This window comes from Campylobacter concisus, assembly GCF_002165815.1.
GTDB lineage: Bacteria > Campylobacterota > Campylobacteria > Campylobacterales > Campylobacteraceae > Campylobacter_A > Campylobacter_A concisus_BH.
This window is the reverse complement of the sequence record NZ_NDYN01000006.1, coordinates 180,425-201,776: the sequence shown is the minus strand read 5'-3', so window position 1 is coordinate 201,776 and position 21,352 is coordinate 180,425. Positions and strand designations below refer to the sequence as shown.

Genomic DNA, 21,352 nt, shown 5'->3' with positions numbered 1-21,352 from the left:
TAATTTTAAAAGACAAAACTACTCTTAAACTACAAAAATTGGCTTAAATTTTTATTTAAATTTAAATCTTTTAACATATAATTGAAAATTAAAAAAGCTCTAACCAAGCTTAAAAAAGGTGCTTTATGCTAATAGATAAATATGGTCGGGTTGTTGATTATTTAAGAATTTCTGTGACGCAGCGTTGCAATTTTAGATGTAGATATTGCATGCCTACGACGCCATTTAGTTGGACACCAAAAGAGAATTTACTGACATTTGAAGAGCTATTTTTATTTGTAAAAGTGGCTATCGATGAGGGTGTGAAAAAGATCAGGATCACAGGCGGCGAACCACTCGTGCGCAAGGATCTGGACGTCTTTATAAAGATGATAAGCGATTATAAGCCAGACATCGATCTAGCGCTTACGACAAATGGCTTTATGCTGCCACACTTTGCCAAAAGGCTAAAGGACGCTGGCCTAAAGCGCATAAATATGTCGCTTGATACGCTAAATGAGCAAAAGGCTAAATTTATCGCTCAAAAGAGCGTCTTACACGAGGTTTTAGCTGGCTTTGAGGCAGCACTTGATGTTGGATTAAAGGTGAAGATAAACACGGTCGCGCTAAAAGGCTTTAACGACGATGAGCTAGTAAATTTGCTTGAGTTTGCCAAATTTAGAAATTCTCAGATCAGATTTATCGAATATATGGAAAACTCACACGCCAAAGAGGATCTAAAAGGGCTAAAAAGCGATGAAATTTTAAATATCATCTCGCAAAAATATAACGTCACAAAAGATGAAAAATTACCAAACGCGCCTGCGTCTATTTACAGGCTTGATGACGGCTATAAATTTGGCATCATCGACCCTCACAAACACGACTTTTGCGAGAGTTGCAACCGCATCAGACTAAGCGCTGAGGGGCTTTTGATACCTTGCCTTTACTTTGAAGATGCACTAAGTATCAAAAAAGCGGTCGAAAAGGGCGATATCGTCGCAGCGAGTGAAATTTTAAGGCAAGTGCTTGCCAACAAGCCAAAAGAGAACAAATGGGCACTAGGGGCTGAAAACGAAACCTCTTCAAGGGCCTTTTACCAAACTGGTGGTTGATGAGCAAAGAGCTAGAATTAGTTGAGGCATTTTTAAGCATCCAAGGCGAGGGCGCTTATCAGGGCAGGCTCGCTGTGTTTTTACGCTTTTTGGGCTGCAACCTAAACTGCTCTGGCTTTGGCGTAAAGACAAGATCTTTAAAAACAGGCGAAGAGCTTTTGGGCTGTGATAGCATAAGAGCCGTTTTTAAGGGACATTTTCACCACAAAAAACACAGCGCAGATCAAATTTTAAGCCTAGTTGATGGGCTTTGTAAAGGCTTAGAGCAAAAGCCGATCATCGTTTTAACAGGCGGCGAGCCACTCATCTGGCATCAAAATGAAAATTTCATAAATTTGGTAAGAAATTTGCTTATAAACTACGAGGTGCATTTTGAGACAAATGGCACGATCTTGGTTGATTTTGATAAATTTGAAATTTATAAAAACTGCCATTTTGCACTTGGCGTAAAATTAGCAAATAGCGGAGTTAGCGAGCAAAAACGCATAAATTTAGATGCTATTTTAGCTATCAAAAATAGTGCAAAAAGCAGCTTTTTAAAATTTGTCCTCTCGCGCTTTGATAAAAGCGAGCTGGAGGAAATTTTAGATATAAAAGATAGAGTAAATTTGCCCGTCTGGTGCATGGCGATGGGCGCAAATAAAGACGAGCTAAACAAAAATGCTCTAAAAACAGCGGAATTTGCCATAAAGCATGGATTTAACTACTCAGAGCGTATCCACATCAGGCTTTGGGGCGACAAAGAGGGTGTTTGATGATTATTAGAAAACTTTTTAGATTTGAAAATGCGCATATCGTGAGATTTTGTAGCTCAAAGCGCTGCAGGACGAGCATCCACGGCCACAGCTACGTAGCAGAAATTTTACTTAGCTCAAATTTCTTAGACAAAGCTGGCATGGTCTATGACTTTGGGTTGATGAAGCAAAACATAAAGACGATCATCGATAGTTTTGATCACGCTACGACCATATTTTCAGGCGATAGTGACGAATACAAAAACGACCTTAAAAAGCACTCTGCAAGGTGGATAGAGATCCCACTAAATCCCAGTGCAGAGCAGTTTTGCCGTATATTTTTTGTCATGATCGAGCGGATACTTGAGCTTAGCGTGATGAACAACGGCGAGCGCGAAGTAAAGCTTCACAGCGTCATCGTGCACGAGACCGATACTGGCTATGCGCAGTGCTTCAAAGAGGACGCGACAAACCTACAAATGGGCGAGATAAGGCTTAGTGATATCAAATTTTCTGAGGCCGTTATGGACGAGTGGGAAGATAAAAATTTGCTTGAAAAGATGATAAATAAGAAAAAAATAGAAAATCCAAAGGACGTTTAATGAAAAAATTTATAACCTCTTTTTTGCTTATAGCTGGCGTATTTTTGGGATGTGGAGATAAAGAAGAGGCCAAAAGTGATGTTAGTGAGCCAGTACCAAGTGATGTTACGATAGCTCAGCCTGATGCGAATGTAACTATCGACGAGCAGCTGCCACCTGAGCCAGTCGTCGAAGAAAACGAGCCCCCTAAAGATAAAAAATGAACGAACACTTAAGCTCACTATACGCTTATACTTTGCCATTTCACGTGACATTTTTTTATGTGCTTCTTGCTTTAGCGGCGCTTTATCTAGCGCTTACTCAGCTTAGAGTGAGAAGCAAAAACTACGTGCTTCGCATAAGGTATTTTTTGCCTATTTATCATATGCTACTTAGCTTTTTGATGCTAACTGGGCTTATTTTGTGGGCATATTATAGTTACGAACCAAAATTTAACGCCATAAAAATGCTTCTTATCTTGATAGCCTTAATCGCACTTAGCGCCATTGGATACAAAAGGCTAAAAAGGTACGCCGTTGCTGGCGAGCTAGAGAAATTTAAAAAATTTGCCCTTATTAAAGGCATTTGCGACATTATTTTGATCATCATAGCAGGGATTTAGATGAAATTTTTATATGATAAAAACGCTGGCGAAGAGTGCTTAAAAATAGTAAATGAGGCATTTTTGCACCTAAAAGCTAGAAGGGTTGAAGCAGGTGAGCGCATAAGTGTTAGAAATTTACGTGACGGCAAAGAGTATATCTACGAGATCGATGAGATAGAGCGCAGAAGTGCAAATTTAAGCCTTGTCTTTGCTAGCCTAAACTGCGAGCATAAATTTGACTTTACCATCGCTTGGGCGGTCGTTGATCCAAAGACGATCGAAAAGGCGCTGCCATTTTTAAATGAGCTTGGCGTTGGCAAGATCGCCTTTGTCTATACTAAATTTTCTCAGGCAAATTTCAAAATCGACCTTGAAAAGCTAAACTACATAAACGCACTTTCATGCGAGCAGTGCGGGAGAACGTCGCTAATGGAGTTTGAAATTTACAAAAATTTAGACGAGCTAATGAACGTTTATAAAAATGTCTCGGCTATAAATTTTGGTGGTAAAAATTTAAATGAAAAAAGAGATGATGAAATTTTAATAATCGGTCCAGAGGGCGGATTTAGCGAGGATGAGACGGCTAAATTTAAAAATATCTACGGCCTAAATACAAAAAATATCTTAAGATCGCAGACCGCAGTCATATCTGTGGCGGCAAAATTTCTTGCCTAATTTATTTGATTTTTAGATTAGTTTTTATATAATCAGCAACTTTTAAGGTAACAAATAGCCCAAAATAATAAAGGAAAGATGATGAAAAAAGAGATCCATCCAGAGTATGTAGATTGCACCGTAACTTGCGCGTGTGGCAACACTTTTAAGACAAAGTCAAACAAAAGTGAAATCAGAATTGACATTTGTGACAAGTGCCACCCATTTTTCACAGGCAGCGAAAAGATAGTCGATAGCGCTGGCCGTGTTGAGAAATTTAAGAAAAAATACGCTCAAAAATAAGCCTTGCTCTACTTTGTTCCTACTCCAATAGGAAATTTAGAAGATATCTCGCTTCGCGCGATCAAAATTTTGCGTGAATGCGAGATAGCTATCTGCGAAGATACAAGAGTTTGCAAAAGCCTTGTAAATCTGCTAAACGAACGCTTTGACGCAAATATAAATATCTCAAATTTTATCCCGCTTCACACCCACAACGAAGATGAATTTTTTGCAAATTTAAGTGATGAAATTTGGAGCAAAAATATAGCTTATATGAGCGATGCTGGCATGCCAGGCATAAGCGATCCAGGCGTTAGCCTAGTAAGATACGCTCAAAAAAATGATATCAAATATGAAATTTTAAGCGGAGCAAACGCTGCACTTTTAAGCGTGGTTGCAAGCGGACTTTGCGATAAAGAGTTTGTTTTTTTAGGTTTTTTACCAAATACCGGTAGAGATAGGGCTTTAGCCATACAAAACGCTCTAAGCTTAGCCTATCCGGCTGTGATCTATGAAAGCCCAAAACGCATATTAAGCTTAGTGCAAAGCGTTGCAAATTTAGAGCCAGAGAGAGAAATTTTTGCCATAAAAGAGGCCACCAAGAAATTTGAGACCAAATTTAAGGATAGAGCCAAAAATTTAGCCCAAATTTTAGAAAAGGCAAATTTAAACGGCGAGTGGGCGGTGGTCATCTCAAAAAGCGCAAATATAGCCACTCAAAACATCACAAAAGATGAGATCATCTCGCTTGACATCGCCCCAAAAGCAAAGGCAAAACTGCTTAGTAAAATAACTGGCGAAGATGTCAAAAAGATCTACGACGAGCTCATAAAAGCATAAATTTAAAAGCTCAAATTTCTCCAAAAAGTTTCAAAAATTCACTCAAATTTAGAAGCAAAATAAGTTAAATTTTACTTGACTTTAGCTACCATAAGCAACCATGATAATATACGGAAAACAGCTATTTTTACATATTTTGAACAAGCGCCCGCAGATCCTAGAAGAGATCTATCTCTCAAAAGAGTGTGATAAAAAACTCTTTTCTAAAATTTGTGGCACTGGCAAGAAGATCATCCGCGTGGATAATCAAAAAGCTCAGTCGATGGCGCATGGCGGCAACCATCAAGGCTTTTTAGCAAGCGTTAGTGAGTTTGAGTTTTCAGACTTTAGTGAGCTTAAAAAGCTAAATTTCATCGCCGTGCTTTATGGCATAAGTGACGTCGGAAATATCGGCGCCATCGCTAGAAGTGCCTATGCTCTAGGCTGCGAAGGAGTTGTCATAGTTGCAAAAAGTGTAAATATGCAAGGCGTTTTAAGGTCAAGTAGCGGTGCTGCTTACGAGATACCAATAGCGATCTTTGAAGATGGACTTAGCCTGCTAAACGAACTAAAACAGTGTGGTTTTAGGCTTTACGCGACGGCAAGCAACGGCAAAAATATAAAAGAGATGAAATTTGCTGGCAAAAGGGCTTTGGTGATGGGCTCAGAGGGCGAAGGCATACCGCAAAAAGCTCTAGCAAAGTGCGATGAGTGCGTCGGTATCAAGCTAAAAGACGGCTGGGACTCCCTAAATGTAAGTGCAGCTTTTGCGATAATTTGTGATAGGATGATAGATGAATGAATTAGAAAATTTAAAAGAGATAAGCGTAAAGGAAATTTCGCGTAAAACGCACATTGAACCCACATTTTTACAATACATTTTTGACAAAAATTTTGAAAAATTATCACGCTTAAACATGAGAGGCTATGCCAAAATTTTACAGCGTGAGTATGGCGTCGATCTTAGCGAACTTCTCGCTGAATACGACGCTTTCATGCAAGAAAATATGCCTGATGAGAGCAAAAAAACAAAAGTAAGCCCAAAAATTTCTTCTTATACGCCTGAAGATGTCTCGATCCAAAGGCAAAGTAGCGGTGGCGGGGCTGGATTTTTCTTCTGGTTCATCATTTTAGCTATCATCGCTGGCGGTGCTTACTACTTTGACGCTTACAAATACGTCCAAAATTTCATAGCAAGCTTAAATGAAGACAACACAAGCGTGAGCTACTCGCAATCAAGCATTGTCAATGAAGTGAAGAAAAACATAATCGACACAAACGTAACGATCTCTCAAAACACTCCAAAGATCGATGCAAACGCTTCAAGCGTGAAAATTTCAACTCCAGCTGAGCAAAACGTGACTGTAAGTCCTGCTAGCGTTGATCAAAATGCCCTAAAACCTAGCATGGCAGCCCAGCCAGCTCCAAAAGTAGAGCAAAATGTGACAAAACCACTAAATGAGGCGATCATCACACCAAAACAACGCGTTTGGATAGGCATCATCAACCTTGAAAATGGTCAAAAAACATCAAGCGATACAAGCAAAAGTGTCAATATAAATTTAGACCAAAGACAGCTAGTCGTTTGCGGAAATGGCAACATCGAGCTTAAGATCGGCGATAAAGTGACAAAGTATAACCCAAGCCGTCCAGCTAGATTTTTAGTAGAAAATGGCGATATGAAATTTTTAACTTATGACGAGTTTGTCGAGATGAATAAGGGCAAATCTTGGTAAAAAAACTAGCCATATTTCTTCTTTTTAGCGTTTTTTCATACGCTTTTGATCTAAATAGCAGTGCAAATGCACTAAGCAACGGAAAAGATCTGCAAATTTCTTTAGAAAATTTAGACAATAACGGCTCGCTAAATGTTGGCGAGCTAGTCTCAAGGCTAAAGCAAAGCTCGAACTACGATGCTCTCTCTTTTAGCTCAAATAGCTTAAATTTAAAATTTATAAGCACGCAAAAAGTCCCCTCAGCACTATTTGTAAAATCGATAAATTTAGCTCTTGAAGATGCAAATATAAGCGTGGCAAGGGTAAATTCTCTAAAAAATGGCAGTGAAATTTCTTATGGGATTTTAGCCCTAAAAAGTGGCGGCATAGATCCAAATTTACTAAATTTCACGCTTAGTAAAAGCGGCTTTAAGATCATGGGATTTGATAGGCTTGATGGAAATTTAGCGCTTTATTTGGATGCTAAAAATATGAGCCTTGATGCGTCAAAAGTAAATTTTAATGAAGAGACCCCACTTGTAAAAAGCGGTGGCGTATATATCGTAGATGTAGCAGGCGCAAGTAGCCTAAATATCATCTCAAACGAGCCTAACAAATGGGTGCCACTTGTTAGAATTTATGATAAAAACTTAAATCAAATCGATCTAAAAAGAGAAAACGAGATAAAAACTAACTACACCATAAATTTAGCTAACGACGCAAAATATGCGTTAATTAGCGATAATAACGACATAACTAACATTAAAAACGAGATAATTATCAAGCTTATAAAATAGGAGCAAACAGTGTTTGATGAGATAAGATTTAATACAATTGAGCGTTTGCCAAACTACGTTTTTGCCGAAGTAAATGCTATAAAAATGGCAGCACGCAGAGCTGGCGAGGATATCATCGACTTTTCTATGGGCAACCCAGAGGGCAGAACACCGCAGCACATCGTCGATAAACTATGCGAAAGCGCGCAAAAAGATAAGACCCACGGCTACTCAGCCAGTGCTGGAATTTATAAGCTCCGCCTTGCCATTTGCAACTGGTATAAGCGCAAATACGGCGTAAATTTAGACCCAGAAACTGAAGCAGTTGCCACCATGGGCAGCAAAGAGGGCTTTGTGCATCTTGCTCAAGCCGTGATAAACCCAGGTGACGTGGCTATCGTGCCTGACCCTGCATATCCGATACACACGCAAGCGTTTTTATTTGCTGGCGGAAGTGTCGCAAAGATGCCACTTCACTACAACGATAAATTTGAGCTAGATGAGAATAAATTTTTTGAAAATTTGATCCAGACGATACATGCAAGCTCACCAAAACCAAAATACGTAGTGGTAAATTTCCCTCACAATCCAACGACCGTGACCGTGCAAAAGAGCTTTTACGAGCGCCTTGTAAGCATCGCAAAGCAAGAGAGATTTTACGTCATCTCAGATATCGCCTACGCTGATCTTACCTTTGATGGCTACAAAACGCCAAGCATCTTTGAAGTAGAAGGCGCAAAAGATGTCGCAGTCGAGTGCTACACTCTTTCAAAAAGCTACAACATGGCAGGCTGGAGAGTTGGCTTCATGTGCGGAAACAAGAGACTTTGCGCCGCTCTTAAAAAGATAAAATCATGGGTTGATTACGGCATGTTTACGCCGATACAAGTCTCAGCCACGGTCGCACTTGACGGCGATCAAAGCTGTGTTGAAGAGATACGCCAAATTTATGAAAAAAGAAGAGATGTGATGATAGAGGCCTTTGCTCAGGCTGGTTGGGAGCTTAAAAAGCCAAATGCTAGCATGTTTATCTGGGCGAAACTTCCGCCAAAGGTGAGCCACTTAGGCAGTCTTGAGTTCTCAAAGCAGCTCCTTACAAAGGCTTCAGTTGCTGTTAGTCCAGGTATTGGTTTTGGCGAGGGCGGAAACGACTACGTGCGCTTAGCTCTTATCGAAAACGAAAACAGGATAAGACAAGCAGCAAGAAATATAAAAAAATATTTGAAAGAATTTGAATGAATGTAGCGATATTAGGCGTTGGAACCGTTGGCGAGTCGGTTGCAAAAATTTTACTAAAAAACAAAAAGCTAATCGCAGCAAGATGTGGCGAAGAGATAGTGCCAGTCATCGGTGTGGTTAGAAATTTAAATAAAAAAAGAGACGCTGGCATCCCTTTGACTGACGATATAAATAGCGTCATAAACCGCGATGATATCGACGTTTTTGTCGAGCTTATGGGCGGCGTTGAAGAGCCTTTTAGAGTGGTGAGCGAAATTTTAAAGCGCAAAAAAGCGGTCGTCACTGCAAACAAGGCGCTTCTTGCCTATCACAGATATGCTTTGCAAAATTTAGCCAAAAACACGCCATTTGGCTTTGAAGCAAGCGTGGCTGGTGGCATACCGATCATCAGAGCCTTAAGAGAGGGGCTTAGTGCCAACCATATCTTAAGCATAAATGGCATACTAAACGGCACTAGCAACTACATCCTAACCTCGATGATGAATGAAGGATCAAATTTCAAAGACGCACTTAAAAAGGCGCAAGAGCTAGGATACGCTGAGGCTGATCCTACTTTTGACGTGGGTGGCTTTGATACGGCTCACAAGCTTCTCATCTTAGCAAGCATCGCATACGGCGTGCACGGCGATCCAGAAGATATCTTGATCGAAGGGATACAAGGCATCACTCCAGAAGATATATTTTTCGCAAAAGACTTTGAATACTCGATCAAGCTTCTAGCTATCGCCAAAAAAAGTGAGGGCAAGGTCGAACTACGCGTGCATCCAGCGCTTGTGCCACAAAACAAAATGATAGCAAAGGCAAGTGGTGTGACAAATGCGATCAGCGTCGTTGGCGAAGTCGTTGGCGAGACGATGTACTATGGCCCAGGAGCTGGTGGCGACGCAACAGCAAGCGCAGTAATTAGCGATCTTATCGACATCGCAAGAGATAGCAAGTCGCCTATGCTTGGATACAAAGCGCCATTTGAGCTAAACACCTTAGAGCTGCTTGATCGCGACAGGATAAAGACAAAATACTATTTTAGGTTAAAAGTCGAAGACAAAATGGGTGTGCTAGCAAAGATAACAAATTTGATGAGTGAGAACAACCTCTCGATTGATAGCTTACTACAAAAGCCAAAAGATGAGAGCGAGTATGCCGTGCTATTTTTCACGACGCACACGAGCTTAGAGGCTAATGCGAAGCGAACGATAGAGCTTCTAAAAGAGCAAGAGTATATAAAAGAAGAGCCATTTATGATGAGGATCGAGGAGTAGCTTGGGGCTAAAAGAGTATCTCTTTGGCAAGAGCTCTGAAGATAGGGCATGCAAGTTTTTGCGCAAGCTTGGTTTTGTCATTTTAGAGAGAAATTTTCACTCTAAATTTGGCGAGATCGACATCATCGCGCTAAGTAGCGATAAAATTTTACATTTTATTGAGGTAAAAGCAACCAGCGGAGGATACGAAGCGGAGTATAGGCTAAACAAGGCAAAATATATGAAAATTTTAAAAACAATAAATTTTTATATGATGAAAAATGAGCCAAACAGGGACTATCAGCTTGATCTGCTTGTTGTAAAAAATGAAAATTTTGAGCTGATAGAAAATATTAGTTTATAATAAAATTTATTATTTAGCTAAAATTTAAAATTGATTTGGTATAATTGCCACATCTTGAAAATAAGGAGAACAAATGGGAAAATACATCGAACTCACAAAAGAAAATTTTGATGTAACAAAAGAAGGCGTTGCTCTAGTAGATTTCTGGGCTCCATGGTGCGGACCTTGCCGTATGCTAGCTCCAGTTATCGAAGAGCTTGCTGAAGACTTTGAGGGCAAAGCGAAAATTTGCAAGGTAAATACTGATGAAGTGCAAGATCTTGCAGTTGAGTTTGGCATCAGATCGATCCCAACATTGCTATTTTTCAAAAATGGCGAACTAGTTGAGCAAATGGTCGGTGCACAGTCAAAACAAGCCCTAACTGACAAACTAAATTCGCTTCTTTAATGGGCGAAAAAAGAAGAGGAAGTCTGCTTCCTCTTACCTATATATTTGGTTCATTTTTTGGTGCAGCTATGATAGCAGCTGCATTTGCGTATAGCAACTATCGTTTTTCACAATATAAATTTGTTGATTTTGCGAAGCTAGTTTTTTACGAAAAAAGCGAAATTTTCACTCCAAAAGAGCCAAAATACACGCTTTTAATCTTCAGTTCAAATCAATCAAAATTAGACGAAATTTTACCAACCAAAAATGAAACAGTTGTGGCAATCGATATCTTTCAAAAAAGATATGAGTCAAACTCAACACTAAAATATATAAGCTCAGATATAAATACAGTCCTAGAGCTTATGCGAAATTTAAGTATCACAAAGCTACCTAGCAGTGTTGAGATAGTTCATCAAAGGGGCGAAATTTACAAACAAAATTCGTCCATAAATGTTTTAGAATAAAGGAAATTTATGCTTGATTTAGCGATCATCGGAGGCGGTCCAGCAGGACTAAGCGCCGGACTTTACGCCACTAGAGGCGGACTAAAAAATGTTGTAATGTTTGAAAAAGGCGAGCCTGGCGGTCAGATCACCTCTAGCTCAGAGATAGAAAACTACCCAGGCCAAAAAGCCCCTGGCGAGAGCGGCTTTGACTTTATGAGCACTTGGTGGAAGCAGTGCAGTGCATTTGGATTAGTTCATAAGTGGGCAAACGTCGTTGGTGTTAGAAAAAATAGCGACGGTAGCTTTGAAATTTTACTTGAGGGCGGCAAGAGCGAGCAGGCAAAGGCTGTCATAGTAGCGACTGGCTCAACCCCAAGACGTGCTGGCTTTAAAGGCGAGGACGAGTTCTTTGGCAAAGGCGTTAGCACGTGCGCAACATGCGATGGCTTCTTTTACAAAAACAAAGAGGTAGCCGTTCTTGGCGGTGGCGACACAGCTGTTGAAGAGGCACTTTATCTAGCAAATATCTGCTCAAAAGTCTATCTAGTGCATAGACGTGACGAATTTAGAGCGGCGCCAACAACCGTTGAAAAAGCTAGAAAAAATGAGAAGATCGAGTTTATAACAAGTGCGACTGTAAAAGAGGCACTTGGCGATAATATGGGTCTAACAAAGATCGTGCTTGATACCAAAAATGGTGAGCGCGTACTTGACGTGCCGGGCATTTTCACATTTGTCGGACTAAATGTAAATAACGAAATTTTAAAAGATGAAAACGGCAAATTTATCTGCGAAATGGCTGATGACGGACAGGTTAAGACAAACCTTAAGATGCAAACAAGCCTAAAAGGGCTCTTTGTAGCAGGCGACATCAGAGAGGATGCTCCAAAACAAGTGGTCGTAGCAGCAGGCGACGGCGCTGTGGCTGCACTTAGTGCTATGAGCTACATAGAAAGCTTACATTAATACTCAAATTTAGCCAAATTTTTGGCTAAATTTCTCTTTCAAAATAGACCATTTTTAATAAAATTTATATTTTTAAAATGCTTGGTTTTTAGGCTTATCAGAACACTTTTTCAAAAATTGCATTAATAAAATAACTCTAGGGTAGAACATAACCTCTTTTGCATAAAATAGGCAAAAAGTGCGCTCTAATATAATCAATATCCATTTTTCTGATTGCAGTAATTGTCACAATGATAATTTTTAATTAAATTCCAGCCTCAAATAGCTATTTTCAAAAGCCATTTCGTAATCTCTCTATAATAAATTTTATGTTAAATTTCAACCAAAAATCAAAGGATAAATTTTGGTAAAAATAGGACTTTACGGCGCTAGCGGCAAGATGGCTCAGAGTATCATCTCTTGTTTAAAAGATGAGAAAAATGCGCTTTTAAGCGTCGCTTTTAGCCAAAAAAATGAGGTTGAAAATTTAAGTAGCGAGCTTTTGACAAACGACTTTGCTAAATTTTTTGAAGCGTGCGACGTCATCATCGACTTTAGCCAAAAAGAGGCGACGGTGGCGCTACTAAACTACGCTAGAACCAACCCAAAACCACTAGTTATCGGCACAACCGGACTAAATGACGATGAGAAAAACTTGCTTCACCTAGCATCAGGCACTATGCCAATACTCTACGCAACAAACATGAGTCTAGGTGTAGCAGTGTTAAATAGAATTGCAAGGATAGCTTCGAAAGTTTTAAGAGAATTTGATATAGAGATCGTCGAGCAGCACCACAGACACAAAAAGGACGCTCCAAGCGGCACTGCGATGACCTTGGCGGGCTGTGTGGCAGAGGCAAGAGATCTAAATTTAAAAGATGTTTTAGTAACTGGCAGAGCTGGCATGGTGGGTGCAAGAAGCAAAGACGAGATCGCGGTTATGGCGCTTCGTGGCGGCGACGTGGTCGGTCGTCACACGGTTGGCTTTTACAATGACGGCGAATTTATCGAGCTAAACCACACCGCAACTAGTAGAGCAACCTTTTCAAAAGGTGCCATTAAGGCTGCTATCTGGCTAAAAGATCAAAGCAGCGGCCTATACTCGATAGACGATAGTTTGGGGCTTGATGATTAAATTTAGCCTTGATGATATAAAGAGATACGAGTTAGAATTTGGCGATAAATTCTACCTGTCAGAGCGCAAAAATCGTCAAAATTTAAGAGCTAATGAATTTGATTTGAGATGATGAAATTTAGTTTTAGCGCATGTGGATTGTTATAAATGGTGCAAATAGCGGCGAATGTGCCAGAATTTTGGATAATATGCTGCTTAGGCGTTGGCTATGAAATTTAACTGCAAAGATGAAATTTAAAAAGATGAAAAGAGGATAAAAGATGTGTGCGATAGTTGGTATCATAAATTCTAAAGATGCGGCGAAAACAGCGTATTATGCGTTATTTTCTATGCAACACCGCGGTCAAGAGGCAAGTGGCATCAGCGTCTGTAACGACGGCGAGATCTCCACTCACAAGGGCAACGGTCTAGTCACCGAAGTCTTTAACGAGGAGGTTTTGAGCTCACTAAAAGGCGACATGGCGATCGGCCACAACCGCTACGCAACAGCTGGCAAAAACTCAGGCCGTGACGCCCAGCCAATAGCCGCCAACTACGCCCTAGGTCAAATTTCTATCGTTCACAACGGAAATTTGGTCAATAAAGACGAGGTTAGAGACGAGCTCATCAAAGATGGCGCGATATTTCAGACAAATATGGACACCGAAAACATCATCCACCTCATCGCAAGAAACCACGACGAACACCTACAAGATCGCATCATCGCAGCACTTGATAAGATAAAAGGTGCTTACTGCTTGCTCGTGCAGTCACGCCACAAGACTTTTGCCATCAGAGACCGCTGGGGTGTTAGGCCGCTAAGCCTTGGCAGACTAAAGGACGGCGGATATATCGTAGCTAGCGAGACTTGCGCGTTTGACCTTGTGGGAGCGACATTTATAAGAGATGTTAGACCTGGCGAGATGATAGTTTTTGAGCATGGCAAGAGCGAGTTTCAAAGCTTGCAAATTTTCGAGCCAGAGCCTAGAATTTGCGCCTTTGAGTACATCTACTTTGCGCGCCCAGATAGCGTTATAGAGGGCAAAAGCGTCTATGAAGTGAGAAAAAAGATGGGCGAGGTGCTAGCTAGAAAGAGCAAGGTAAAGGCTGACTTTGTAGTGCCTGTGCCAGATAGCGGCGTGCCAGCAGCGCTTGGATACGCAAACGAGAGCAAAATTCCATTTGAGCTAGCCATCACTAGAAATCACTATGTGGGCAGAACCTTTATCGAGCCAAGCCAAGAGATGAGAAATTTAAAGGTCAAACTAAAGCTAAACCCAATGTCAAGCGTGCTAGCTGGTAAAAGTATCGTCGTGATCGATGATAGCATCGTTCGTGGCACTACTTCTAAAAAGGTGGTCGATCTCTTAAGGCACGCGGGGGCGAAAGAAATTCACTTCAGAGTTGCGTGCCCTGAGCTCAAGTATCCTGAGCGATATGGCATCGATACACCAAGCTTTGAGGAGCTAATAAGCGCTAAAAAAAGCGTCGAAGAGGTAAGAGAGTACATCGGAGCTGACAGCTTGGAGTTTTTAAGCATTGATGAGCTTAAAGAGAGTATCGGCAACGAGAGAAAATACTCGCTTGTAAGCTTTGATGGTGATTACTTTATAAAATGAGAAACTTAGTAGTTTTGCTGCTTGCAGCCCTCTTTTTTGTGGGCTGCTCGCAAAAGACACCTAGCAAAAAGGATGAAATTTCCATCATGGTGAGCTACTTTGAGCTTGGTGGCGAAAAGCAGCAGCTACTAATAAAAAACCTGCCAAATTTAGCTGATAAAAATGCTAGTGTGCCATTTTTTGGCATAGTAAATTTTCTTGATCAAAACAAAACTACAAGTGCCTACTCTCTCGTAAATGGCGTTATAAACGTCATTGAAGCTGATAGCGCCTCTATAAATTTAAACAAAGCTAGTGACGTTTTTGCTCTTAAAAAATCTAGCGAGATAAGGTTTTATGAGATAAGACCTGACGTGGTTGAGAGTGTTAAATTTAGATCACCAAATGGCGTTTGCGGTGAGTTTTTGGCTCAAAAGCCAGTTTTTGTAAATGCGGCTACAAACTACTACTTAAGAGATGATAGCTTTTTTGCAAGTTTTATCGAGGCAAAATTTGTTTATAAAAAGGGTGCAAAGATCCTGAAAAAGGAGTTTGCTTATAGTATCTCTGAGCCCAAGATCCTAGACGAAGCTAAAGAATTCACACAAAAACCAAACCAGCTTTTCTTAAATGATATGCAAAAGCTTGGCAGACTGTTTGACATACTCTGCACCTTCTAGCGAGCACTCAGACATTAAATTTATACTTTTTCATGGGCCTGCACCCTTTTAAAATTTATTTTAAGCACGGGGGGGGGTAGAATGCCTTTTTAACCAAAAAAAGGAGAGTATAAAGATGAAAAAGCAAATTTTAGCTTCAGTCTTAACCAGCGTGTTGGCCACAAGTAGCGTATATGCTTGGGGCTTTGGGAGTAGCAAAGAAAAACCAAATTATGATTATAGTGGAGAGAAGGAATTTATTCAAAAAAATACTAAAGAAATTGGCGGTGACAATGCTAAATACTGGTGCTTTGATAAAGGCAATGATCTAGGTTGTCTTTCGCTAGAAAAATTAGAAGCTTTAGAGAGTAAAGACCTTAAAAAGGTTATGAAATTCTACGAAAAAACCATTCCAGAATACTGCTACGATAAAAAATTTGCTCCAGCGTGCAATATACCAGCTCTTGATTTGATAAAATGGAAAATAGTTTATTTTTCAAAAAGAAGTGATGATTACACAAAAATAAAAAATCAAGAATTTGATTATGCAAAAGCCCTTTCTGAGTCAAAAGCAGACGTAAAAATGCTTGAATATGGCTGCAATGAACTAAAAAGTGCCTATATATGTAGAGATCTACGCGATATGTATAAATATTTAGGCGACAAAGAAAAGACAAAAGAGTATAACGACAAAATGAAAAATGGTGATGAGAAGTGGAATTCGGTTCTTTATGATTATAAGCACATGCGATATATCCACGGTGGTTATTCAAGCTGGTTGCTTTTAGAAAAAATAAAATAATTAAATAAAGTATTTTCATTCACTTTAGCTGACTTGTAAATTTAGTAAATTTCACTGCATTTAAAGTCAGCTATTTTAAATTTAAAGCTAAATTTACCCCCTACTCTTTTAAATTTATCCTAAAGCATCTCTATAAATGCCTCGAGCCTTGTCTTGATCTGCCCAGCATCGCTTGTAGAAAAGTCCGTCTCAAGCGCCATATAAGGCGTATCTACGTCATTGCACGCCCTTTTTATATTAGCAGTTTCTACGTTGTAGGTGTGACAGGCTTGCAGCACAACGTCGATCACGCCGTCCGCCTTATACTCTTTTATCATCTCTTGAAGCACATTTTCTCTATCTTTATTTGGCGACATGATCGAGCAAGGTATAGCCATGTAGCGCTTTGCTATGGCGCTAATTGGATCGTCATTTTCATCGACAAGGTTGCTAAAGTTTTTAGTTCCAGTGCAGTTTTCGTAAGCCACCACGACGCCACCAGCCTCTTCTATGGCTGGCACGATCTTGTCATAGACCCCGCCACTTGGACAGCCTGTGATGATGATGCGTTTGGCGTCCTTATGCACGGGTAAAATTTTGTCCCTCACACACTCTTTTAGCTTATTTACGATGATCTCAAGGTCGCTTATCTGCTCAGCTTTATCAAATATAAAGCCATTTCCATATAGCAGTGCGTGCAGCTCTTTGCCATTCATCGGTGGTGGCGTTAGTTTCATGAAATTTTGAATTTCCCCCATCAGCTCGCGCTCTTTGTTAAATAGCCTGATAGAGTTTCTAAGCTCCTCATCGCTCACTTTCACGTCAAATTTAGCCTCCAACCGCTCCTTTAGCTCCCTAACCTCATCTTGCCAAAGCTCCAGGCTCTTTTGGCTCTTAAAGTGTGGCAGGTGCATGACGTGGACGTCTTTAAATTCACCCATTAGCTCATACATCTTCTTCTTGCCGTCGCAGGTAGTCTCGCCGATAACGATATCAGAGTTTCGCACAAATGGGCACTTGTTTGCCTTGGCAAAGCCATAGCTTGCCTTTATGAGCGGGCAGAGGTTTTTAGGCAGGTACTTTTCGCCTTCAACCACTGCGTTATCACCAGTAGCGCAGACACTCACGCTGTGGGCATTTGCTGCGTGGATGATCTCTCTTGGCGTGTAGGTGCAAAAGATAGCCGCGATCTTTTGTCCGCTATTTTTGACTGCTTCAACATTTTGGGCTAAATTTTTCTTAGCGCCATCATAGGTAGCGAAAATTTCGCTCAAACTCATACTCTCATTTATCGCCATTTTCTCTCCTTAAATTTCTTATCCCTGCAAGGCTAGCGCCTATCGCACCGCAGTAGATCGCATCTTTGTGCGTGCTGACGCTAGCTTGCAAGCACGCTTCTAAATTTTCTCTTACATACTCGCTCTTACTAAAGCCGCCGCTTAAGAAATAGCTCGTATTTGCCTGTTTTTTGACCAAATTTGAAATTTTATTTATAGCTGAGATGATCACCGCTTTTGCGATATTTTCTCGTGAGACATTTTGAGCGATGAGACTTATGATCTCAGACTCTGCAAAGACCGTACACATCGAGCTTATGGATATATCTTTGTCACTATTTTTAGCAAGGTTTGTCAGCTCATCAAACCTAACTCCAAGGCGGTTTGACATCACTTCTAGAAATTTACCAGTGCCAGCTGAACACTTGTCATTCATCGTAAAGTCCATCACCGAGCCATTTTCAAGCTTGATAGCCTTCGTATCTTGTCCGCCCACGTCTATAACTGTGCAGTCGCTTTTGCAAAAGTAGTGCGCTCCAAGCGCGTGACAGGTGATCTCTGTAAGGGTTTTGTCAGCGTATGGCACCGAAACTCTGCCGTAACCTGTCGCAGTAAAATATAGCTCGCCAAGGTCTAAAGCTAGAATTCGCTCTTTTATAAGCATGGCCGTATCTGCGCTGCTCCAGCCAGTTGGGAGCAAAAAGAGCTCCTTTATCTCGCCGCTACTTGCCTCTATGACGGCAACCTTTGCAGATGTTGAGCCTATATCGATTCCGATTGAGTGCATTTTGTATCCAAAAAAGGTCTTTCTAAAACTTAGAACTGGCGTGATTTTACTCACTTTAAGACAAATTTGTCAATAAATAAGACCCAAAATTTATAGCCTTTTCACCTTTTAAAATTTATAATTTACCCACACTTTACAAAGGGGATGAAATTTGAAAAATTTGACAAGCGAGCAGAGATTTTTCTCAAATGCCGACCTTGCAAGGCTCTTTTTCCCTATCGCCGTAGAGCAGTTTTTAGAGTATAGCCTAGGCCTTGCAAACTCGCTAATGGCAGAAAGCGTTAGCGAAAGTGCGGTGAGTGCGGTAAGCCTTGTGGAGTTTGTCATGGCGCTATTTATTAGTATATTTACCGCCATAGCCACTGGTGGCTCGGTGGTCGCTAGCCAGTATCTAGGCAGCAAACAAAGCGGCAACGCCAGAAATACCGCCGATCAGCTAGTTTGGTTTAGCCTAATTTTTGCCATCTTTATAGCCATTGCCATCATCCTTTTAAAAGACCTCATCTTAGATAAAGTCTTTGGCGATATCGGCGAGCAAGTGAGGAGCGATGCTAGCCACTACCTCGTTTTCTCCGCCATTTCAGCGCCCTTTTTAGCCGTCTATGCAGCAGCTGCAGCGATCTTTCGCACGATGTCAAACGCAAAGCTACCTATGTATATCATGGCGGCTGCAAATTTACTAAATGTGCTGCTTACTGCCATTAGCATCTACACATTTCACACAGGGGTGCTTGGTATCGCCATTAGCACGCTTATAGCTAGGGCGATCGCTTGCTTTGTCATAGTCTATCTGCTACTTGATATAAAGCTAAAACTTCACATAAGAAAGAGCCTTATCTATAAATTTGACTACGAGATCATCAAGAAAATTTTAAATATCGGCGTGCCTTATGGCTTTGAAAATTCGATGTTTTACGTGGGTCGCATCATCGTTTTGAGCCTTGTTTCGCTCTTTGGCACGGCAAGCATCGCTGCAAATGCCGTAGGCGGGACGATCGTGATGTTTCAGGTGCTCCCTGGCATGGCGATAGGCACAGGTCTAAGCGTTGTCGTGGCTAGATGCATCGGTGCAAATGACTTTAATCAGGCTAAATTTTACGTGAGAAAATCGATGCTAAGCATCTACATCGTGCAGCTTTTTAGCACGGCTGTAGTTTTACTACTTCTTGAGCCGCTACTTCACGTTTATAATCTCTCAAGCGAGGCCATAAATTTAACAAGGCAGATCGTCTGGTATCACGGCATCGCGATGTGCCTTATCTGGCCGCTTGCCTACACCTATCCGACCGTTTTTCGAGCTGCTGGGGACGCAAAATATCCGATGATAGTAAATTTAGCCTGCATGTTTGCCTGCAGGATCGTGCTAGCTTATATATTTGCGCTCACGTTTGATCTTGGCATGATAGGCACTTGGTTTGCGATGTTTGCCGACTGGGCAGTAAAGGCGGTGCTCTTTGTGCGCAGATACGCAAATGGCACGTGGGTGAAATTTCGAGTCATTTAAAAAAAAGTAGTAATATACACACGATTTTGTCACAAAGGATAAAGATGAAAAATGTTTTAAAATTTAGTGCAGCTCTAGTGATCGCAGCACTTTTTGCTGGATGTGCAAGCGAGAGCTCAAGAGTGGTTGAAACTCCAAAAGTAGCAAGCTACGGCTCAGTTTATAACGGCAAAAAAGTCTCAGTTTCTATTGGTCGCTTTAATAACCAATCAGCCTATCAAAATGGCGTTTTTGGTGACGGCGAGGATAGACTTGGCAACCAAGCTCAAAGCATCTTGATCACAAATTTACAGCAAAGCGGTAGATTTTCGGTGCTTGATAGATCAAATATGTCAGTCCTCAAACAAGAGAGCGAGCTAAGTAAAGAGGCTCAAAATTTAAAAGGCTCAAGATACGTCATAACTGGCGATGTGACTGAATTTGGCCGCAAAACAACAGGCGATCACGAGCTATTTGGCATACTTGGCAAAGGCAAAAAGCAAACCGCCTACTCAAAGGTAAATTTAAACATTGTCGATACCAAAACCGCTGAGGTCGTCTATTCAGTTAGCGGCGCTGGCGAATACACCCTTTCAAACAGAGAAATAATCGGCTTTGGCGGCACTGCAGGATACGACTCTACGCTAAATGGCAAGGTGCTAAGCCTAGCGATAGTTGAAGCGGTAAATAACCTAGTAAATGGCATAGAAAGCGGAGCATGGCAAGTAAAATAGGGCTTGCCTGCCTTGGCGCTCTTGCACTCTTAGTTGCAGGATGTAGCAACGCAAGTGGCCCAAGGTCGCTTTACTACTGGGACGGCACATATAGTAGCTCGCTATATAGCTATCTAAACGAAGATGGCGACGCAACTGAGCAAATTTCACGCTTAGAAAATTTAGTGCAAAACTCAACCCAAAGGGGCTACAAGGTTGCGCCAGGGCTTTATGCACACCTTGGACTTTTATACTTAAATAACGGAAATTTAGGCGCTGCAAATGCAAATTTTGACAAAGAGGTGCAAAATTTCCCAGAGTCAAGAGAATTTATAAATTTCATCAAAGGCTCTAAAAATTTAACCCCGAAAAAGCAGAGCAAAAAAGAGGGAGCGAAAGATGAAAAATAGCCTGAAATTTATAGCTGTGACGCTTCTTGCGATATTTTTTGCGGGTTGTTCTTTCAAAGAGCCTGAGCCATACGACTACTCAGCCTTTTTGCAAAAAAAGCCACGCTCCATCCTAGTGCTAATGCCAACAAACGATAGCACCGAGGTTGCTGGCTCAGCAGCGGTTCTAGCTAACTCAGTAGCCCCACTTAGCGAGGCTGGGTACTATGTATTTCCAGTGGCTCTTGTAAATGATACATTTAAGCAAAATGGCATAACCGAACCTAGCGAGATCGCAGCCGTGCCTCTAAATAAGCTTGATAAAATTTTTCATGCCGATAGCGTGCTTTACATAAATATAAAAGACTATGGCACAAGCTACGTCGTGGTCTCAAGTTCTACAAAGGTAGTGCTTGAAGCAAAGCTAGTCGATATAAAAAGTGGCGCGACGCTTTGGCAGGGCGAGGCAGCAGCCGCAGAGGATAGCGGTAATGGGCAAAACAGCCTGCTTGGCATGCTAGTCTCAGCCGTCATCACGCAGGTGGCAAACACCATCTCAGATAGATCATACGACCTAGCAGTAAGAGCTGATGCCTACCTCTTTTCTAGAAATTGCCACGACTGCATACTTTATGGGCCTTATTCGCCTCACTACGGCAAAGACGCCCAGCTACATAAAGATAGATAAAT

The 21,352-nt window shown here is 41.1% G+C and carries 27 protein-coding genes; 25 read left to right on the top strand and 2 right to left on the bottom strand.

Annotation, left to right across the window (positions count from 1 at the left end; translation table 11 throughout):
- Nucleotides 1-125 precede the first annotated feature (125 nt).
- The 21 genes from moaA to B9N65_RS07600 all read left to right on the top strand — a co-directional run bounded on the left by moaA (nucleotide 126) and on the right by B9N65_RS07600 (nucleotide 16,034).
- Nucleotides 126-1,094, top strand: a complete 969-nt coding sequence (moaA, locus tag B9N65_RS07700; protein WP_087583447.1) for a GTP 3',8-cyclase MoaA — start codon at nucleotides 126-128, stop codon at nucleotides 1,092-1,094.
- Nucleotides 1,094-1,849 carry a 7-carboxy-7-deazaguanine synthase QueE gene (locus B9N65_RS07695; protein WP_087583446.1) on the top strand — a complete coding sequence of 252 codons (756 nt, stop codon included), beginning with the start codon at nucleotides 1,094-1,096 and terminating at the stop codon, nucleotides 1,847-1,849. The genes moaA and B9N65_RS07695 overlap by 1 nt, the downstream gene beginning before the upstream one ends.
- Nucleotides 1,849-2,430, top strand: coding sequence for a 6-pyruvoyl trahydropterin synthase family protein (locus B9N65_RS07690; RefSeq protein ID WP_087583464.1), 582 nt, complete (start codon nucleotides 1,849-1,851; stop codon nucleotides 2,428-2,430). Before B9N65_RS07695 ends, B9N65_RS07690 begins: the two co-directional genes overlap by 1 nt.
- The gene (locus B9N65_RS07685; RefSeq protein WP_004318036.1) at nucleotides 2,430-2,633 is read left to right on the top strand and encodes a hypothetical protein; all 204 of its coding nucleotides are present in this window, start codon (nucleotides 2,430-2,432) and stop codon (nucleotides 2,631-2,633) included. Before B9N65_RS07690 ends, B9N65_RS07685 begins: the two co-directional genes overlap by 1 nt.
- A complete protein-coding gene (locus B9N65_RS07680; RefSeq protein WP_087583445.1) occupies nucleotides 2,630-3,031 on the top strand; it encodes a hypothetical protein in 402 nt (133 codons plus the stop codon). Before B9N65_RS07685 ends, B9N65_RS07680 begins: the two co-directional genes overlap by 4 nt.
- On the top strand, nucleotides 3,032-3,688 hold the full coding sequence (locus B9N65_RS07675; RefSeq protein WP_087583444.1) for a 16S rRNA (uracil(1498)-N(3))-methyltransferase: 657 nt from the start codon (nucleotides 3,032-3,034) through the stop codon (nucleotides 3,686-3,688). It begins immediately after the preceding gene.
- An 81-nt stretch (nucleotides 3,689-3,769) separates the two neighbouring features.
- Entirely contained in the window at nucleotides 3,770-3,970 is a 201-nt protein-coding gene (rpmE, locus tag B9N65_RS07670) for a 50S ribosomal protein L31 (protein ID WP_009295018.1), read from the top strand.
- Nucleotides 3,971-3,973: 3 nt separating this feature from the next.
- The gene (gene rsmI, locus B9N65_RS07665) at nucleotides 3,974-4,789 is read left to right on the top strand and encodes a 16S rRNA (cytidine(1402)-2'-O)-methyltransferase (protein ID WP_087583443.1); all 816 of its coding nucleotides are present in this window, start codon (nucleotides 3,974-3,976) and stop codon (nucleotides 4,787-4,789) included.
- Between the two features lie 100 nt (nucleotides 4,790-4,889).
- Complete coding sequence (gene rlmB, locus B9N65_RS07660; RefSeq protein ID WP_087583442.1) at nucleotides 4,890-5,570, top strand: 23S rRNA (guanosine(2251)-2'-O)-methyltransferase RlmB; 681 nt, start codon at nucleotides 4,890-4,892, stop codon at nucleotides 5,568-5,570.
- A complete protein-coding gene (locus B9N65_RS07655; protein ID WP_087583441.1) occupies nucleotides 5,563-6,504 on the top strand; it encodes a helix-turn-helix domain-containing protein in 942 nt (313 codons plus the stop codon). The genes rlmB and B9N65_RS07655 overlap by 8 nt, the downstream gene beginning before the upstream one ends.
- The gene (locus B9N65_RS07650; protein ID WP_087583440.1) at nucleotides 6,498-7,280 is read left to right on the top strand and encodes a hypothetical protein; all 783 of its coding nucleotides are present in this window, start codon (nucleotides 6,498-6,500) and stop codon (nucleotides 7,278-7,280) included. Before B9N65_RS07655 ends, B9N65_RS07650 begins: the two co-directional genes overlap by 7 nt.
- Nucleotides 7,281-7,289: 9 nt before the next feature.
- Nucleotides 7,290-8,498 (top strand): LL-diaminopimelate aminotransferase, encoded by a 1,209-nt coding sequence (locus tag B9N65_RS07645; protein ID WP_009295028.1) that lies wholly within the window; start codon nucleotides 7,290-7,292, stop codon nucleotides 8,496-8,498.
- Nucleotides 8,495-9,757: a homoserine dehydrogenase gene (locus tag B9N65_RS07640; protein WP_009295030.1), complete on the top strand. Its 1,263-nt coding sequence runs from the start codon at nucleotides 8,495-8,497 to the stop codon at nucleotides 9,755-9,757. The genes B9N65_RS07645 and B9N65_RS07640 overlap by 4 nt, the downstream gene beginning before the upstream one ends.
- Nucleotide 9,758: 1 nt before the next feature.
- On the top strand, nucleotides 9,759-10,100 hold the full coding sequence (locus B9N65_RS07635; RefSeq protein ID WP_087583439.1) for a YraN family protein: 342 nt from the start codon (nucleotides 9,759-9,761) through the stop codon (nucleotides 10,098-10,100).
- 73 nt (nucleotides 10,101-10,173) lie between these two features.
- Nucleotides 10,174-10,488, top strand: coding sequence for a thioredoxin (trxA, locus tag B9N65_RS07630; protein ID WP_021092602.1), 315 nt, complete (start codon nucleotides 10,174-10,176; stop codon nucleotides 10,486-10,488).
- A complete protein-coding gene (locus B9N65_RS07625; protein WP_021083954.1) occupies nucleotides 10,488-10,934 on the top strand; it encodes a hypothetical protein in 447 nt (148 codons plus the stop codon). Before trxA ends, B9N65_RS07625 begins: the two co-directional genes overlap by 1 nt.
- 9 nt (nucleotides 10,935-10,943) lie before the next feature.
- Entirely contained in the window at nucleotides 10,944-11,882 is a 939-nt protein-coding gene (locus tag B9N65_RS07620; protein ID WP_021089477.1) for an NAD(P)/FAD-dependent oxidoreductase, read from the top strand.
- Between the two features lie 343 nt (nucleotides 11,883-12,225).
- Nucleotides 12,226-12,996 carry a 4-hydroxy-tetrahydrodipicolinate reductase gene (gene dapB, locus B9N65_RS07615; RefSeq protein WP_087583438.1) on the top strand — a complete coding sequence of 257 codons (771 nt, stop codon included), beginning with the start codon at nucleotides 12,226-12,228 and terminating at the stop codon, nucleotides 12,994-12,996.
- A 260-nt stretch (nucleotides 12,997-13,256) separates the two neighbouring features.
- A complete protein-coding gene (gene purF, locus B9N65_RS07610; protein WP_087583437.1) occupies nucleotides 13,257-14,594 on the top strand; it encodes an amidophosphoribosyltransferase in 1,338 nt (445 codons plus the stop codon).
- Nucleotides 14,591-15,253, top strand: coding sequence for a hypothetical protein (locus B9N65_RS07605; protein WP_087583436.1), 663 nt, complete (start codon nucleotides 14,591-14,593; stop codon nucleotides 15,251-15,253). The genes purF and B9N65_RS07605 overlap by 4 nt, the downstream gene beginning before the upstream one ends.
- 115 nt (nucleotides 15,254-15,368) lie before the next feature.
- On the top strand, nucleotides 15,369-16,034 hold the full coding sequence (locus B9N65_RS07600; RefSeq protein WP_087583435.1) for a hypothetical protein: 666 nt from the start codon (nucleotides 15,369-15,371) through the stop codon (nucleotides 16,032-16,034).
- Nucleotides 16,035-16,153: 119 nt separating this feature from the next.
- Here B9N65_RS07600 and B9N65_RS07595 read toward each other — a convergent pair whose 3' ends face one another.
- Complete coding sequence (locus tag B9N65_RS07595; RefSeq protein WP_087583434.1) at nucleotides 16,154-17,311, bottom strand: double-cubane-cluster-containing anaerobic reductase; 1,158 nt, start codon at nucleotides 17,309-17,311, stop codon at nucleotides 16,154-16,156.
- Nucleotides 17,298-18,077, bottom strand: coding sequence for an acyl-CoA dehydratase activase (locus B9N65_RS07590; protein ID WP_087583433.1), 780 nt, complete (start codon nucleotides 18,075-18,077; stop codon nucleotides 17,298-17,300). The genes B9N65_RS07595 and B9N65_RS07590 overlap by 14 nt, the downstream gene beginning before the upstream one ends.
- A gap of 151 nt (nucleotides 18,078-18,228) precedes the next feature.
- On the opposite strand from B9N65_RS07590, the gene B9N65_RS07585 reads away from it, so the two are divergent.
- The 4 genes from B9N65_RS07585 to B9N65_RS07570 are packed head-to-tail and all read left to right on the top strand — an operon-like array spanning nucleotide 18,229 to nucleotide 21,350.
- Nucleotides 18,229-19,581, top strand: a complete 1,353-nt coding sequence (locus B9N65_RS07585; RefSeq protein WP_087583432.1) for an MATE family efflux transporter — start codon at nucleotides 18,229-18,231, stop codon at nucleotides 19,579-19,581.
- A gap of 44 nt (nucleotides 19,582-19,625) precedes the next feature.
- Nucleotides 19,626-20,294 (top strand): CsgG/HfaB family protein, encoded by a 669-nt coding sequence (locus B9N65_RS07580; protein ID WP_087583431.1) that lies wholly within the window; start codon nucleotides 19,626-19,628, stop codon nucleotides 20,292-20,294.
- Nucleotides 20,279-20,683, top strand: coding sequence for a DUF4810 domain-containing protein (locus B9N65_RS07575; RefSeq protein ID WP_087583430.1), 405 nt, complete (start codon nucleotides 20,279-20,281; stop codon nucleotides 20,681-20,683). Before B9N65_RS07580 ends, B9N65_RS07575 begins: the two co-directional genes overlap by 16 nt.
- On the top strand, nucleotides 20,673-21,350 hold the full coding sequence (locus B9N65_RS07570; RefSeq protein WP_087583429.1) for a DUF799 domain-containing protein: 678 nt from the start codon (nucleotides 20,673-20,675) through the stop codon (nucleotides 21,348-21,350). The genes B9N65_RS07575 and B9N65_RS07570 overlap by 11 nt, the downstream gene beginning before the upstream one ends.
- Nucleotides 21,351-21,352: the final 2 nt, after the last annotated feature.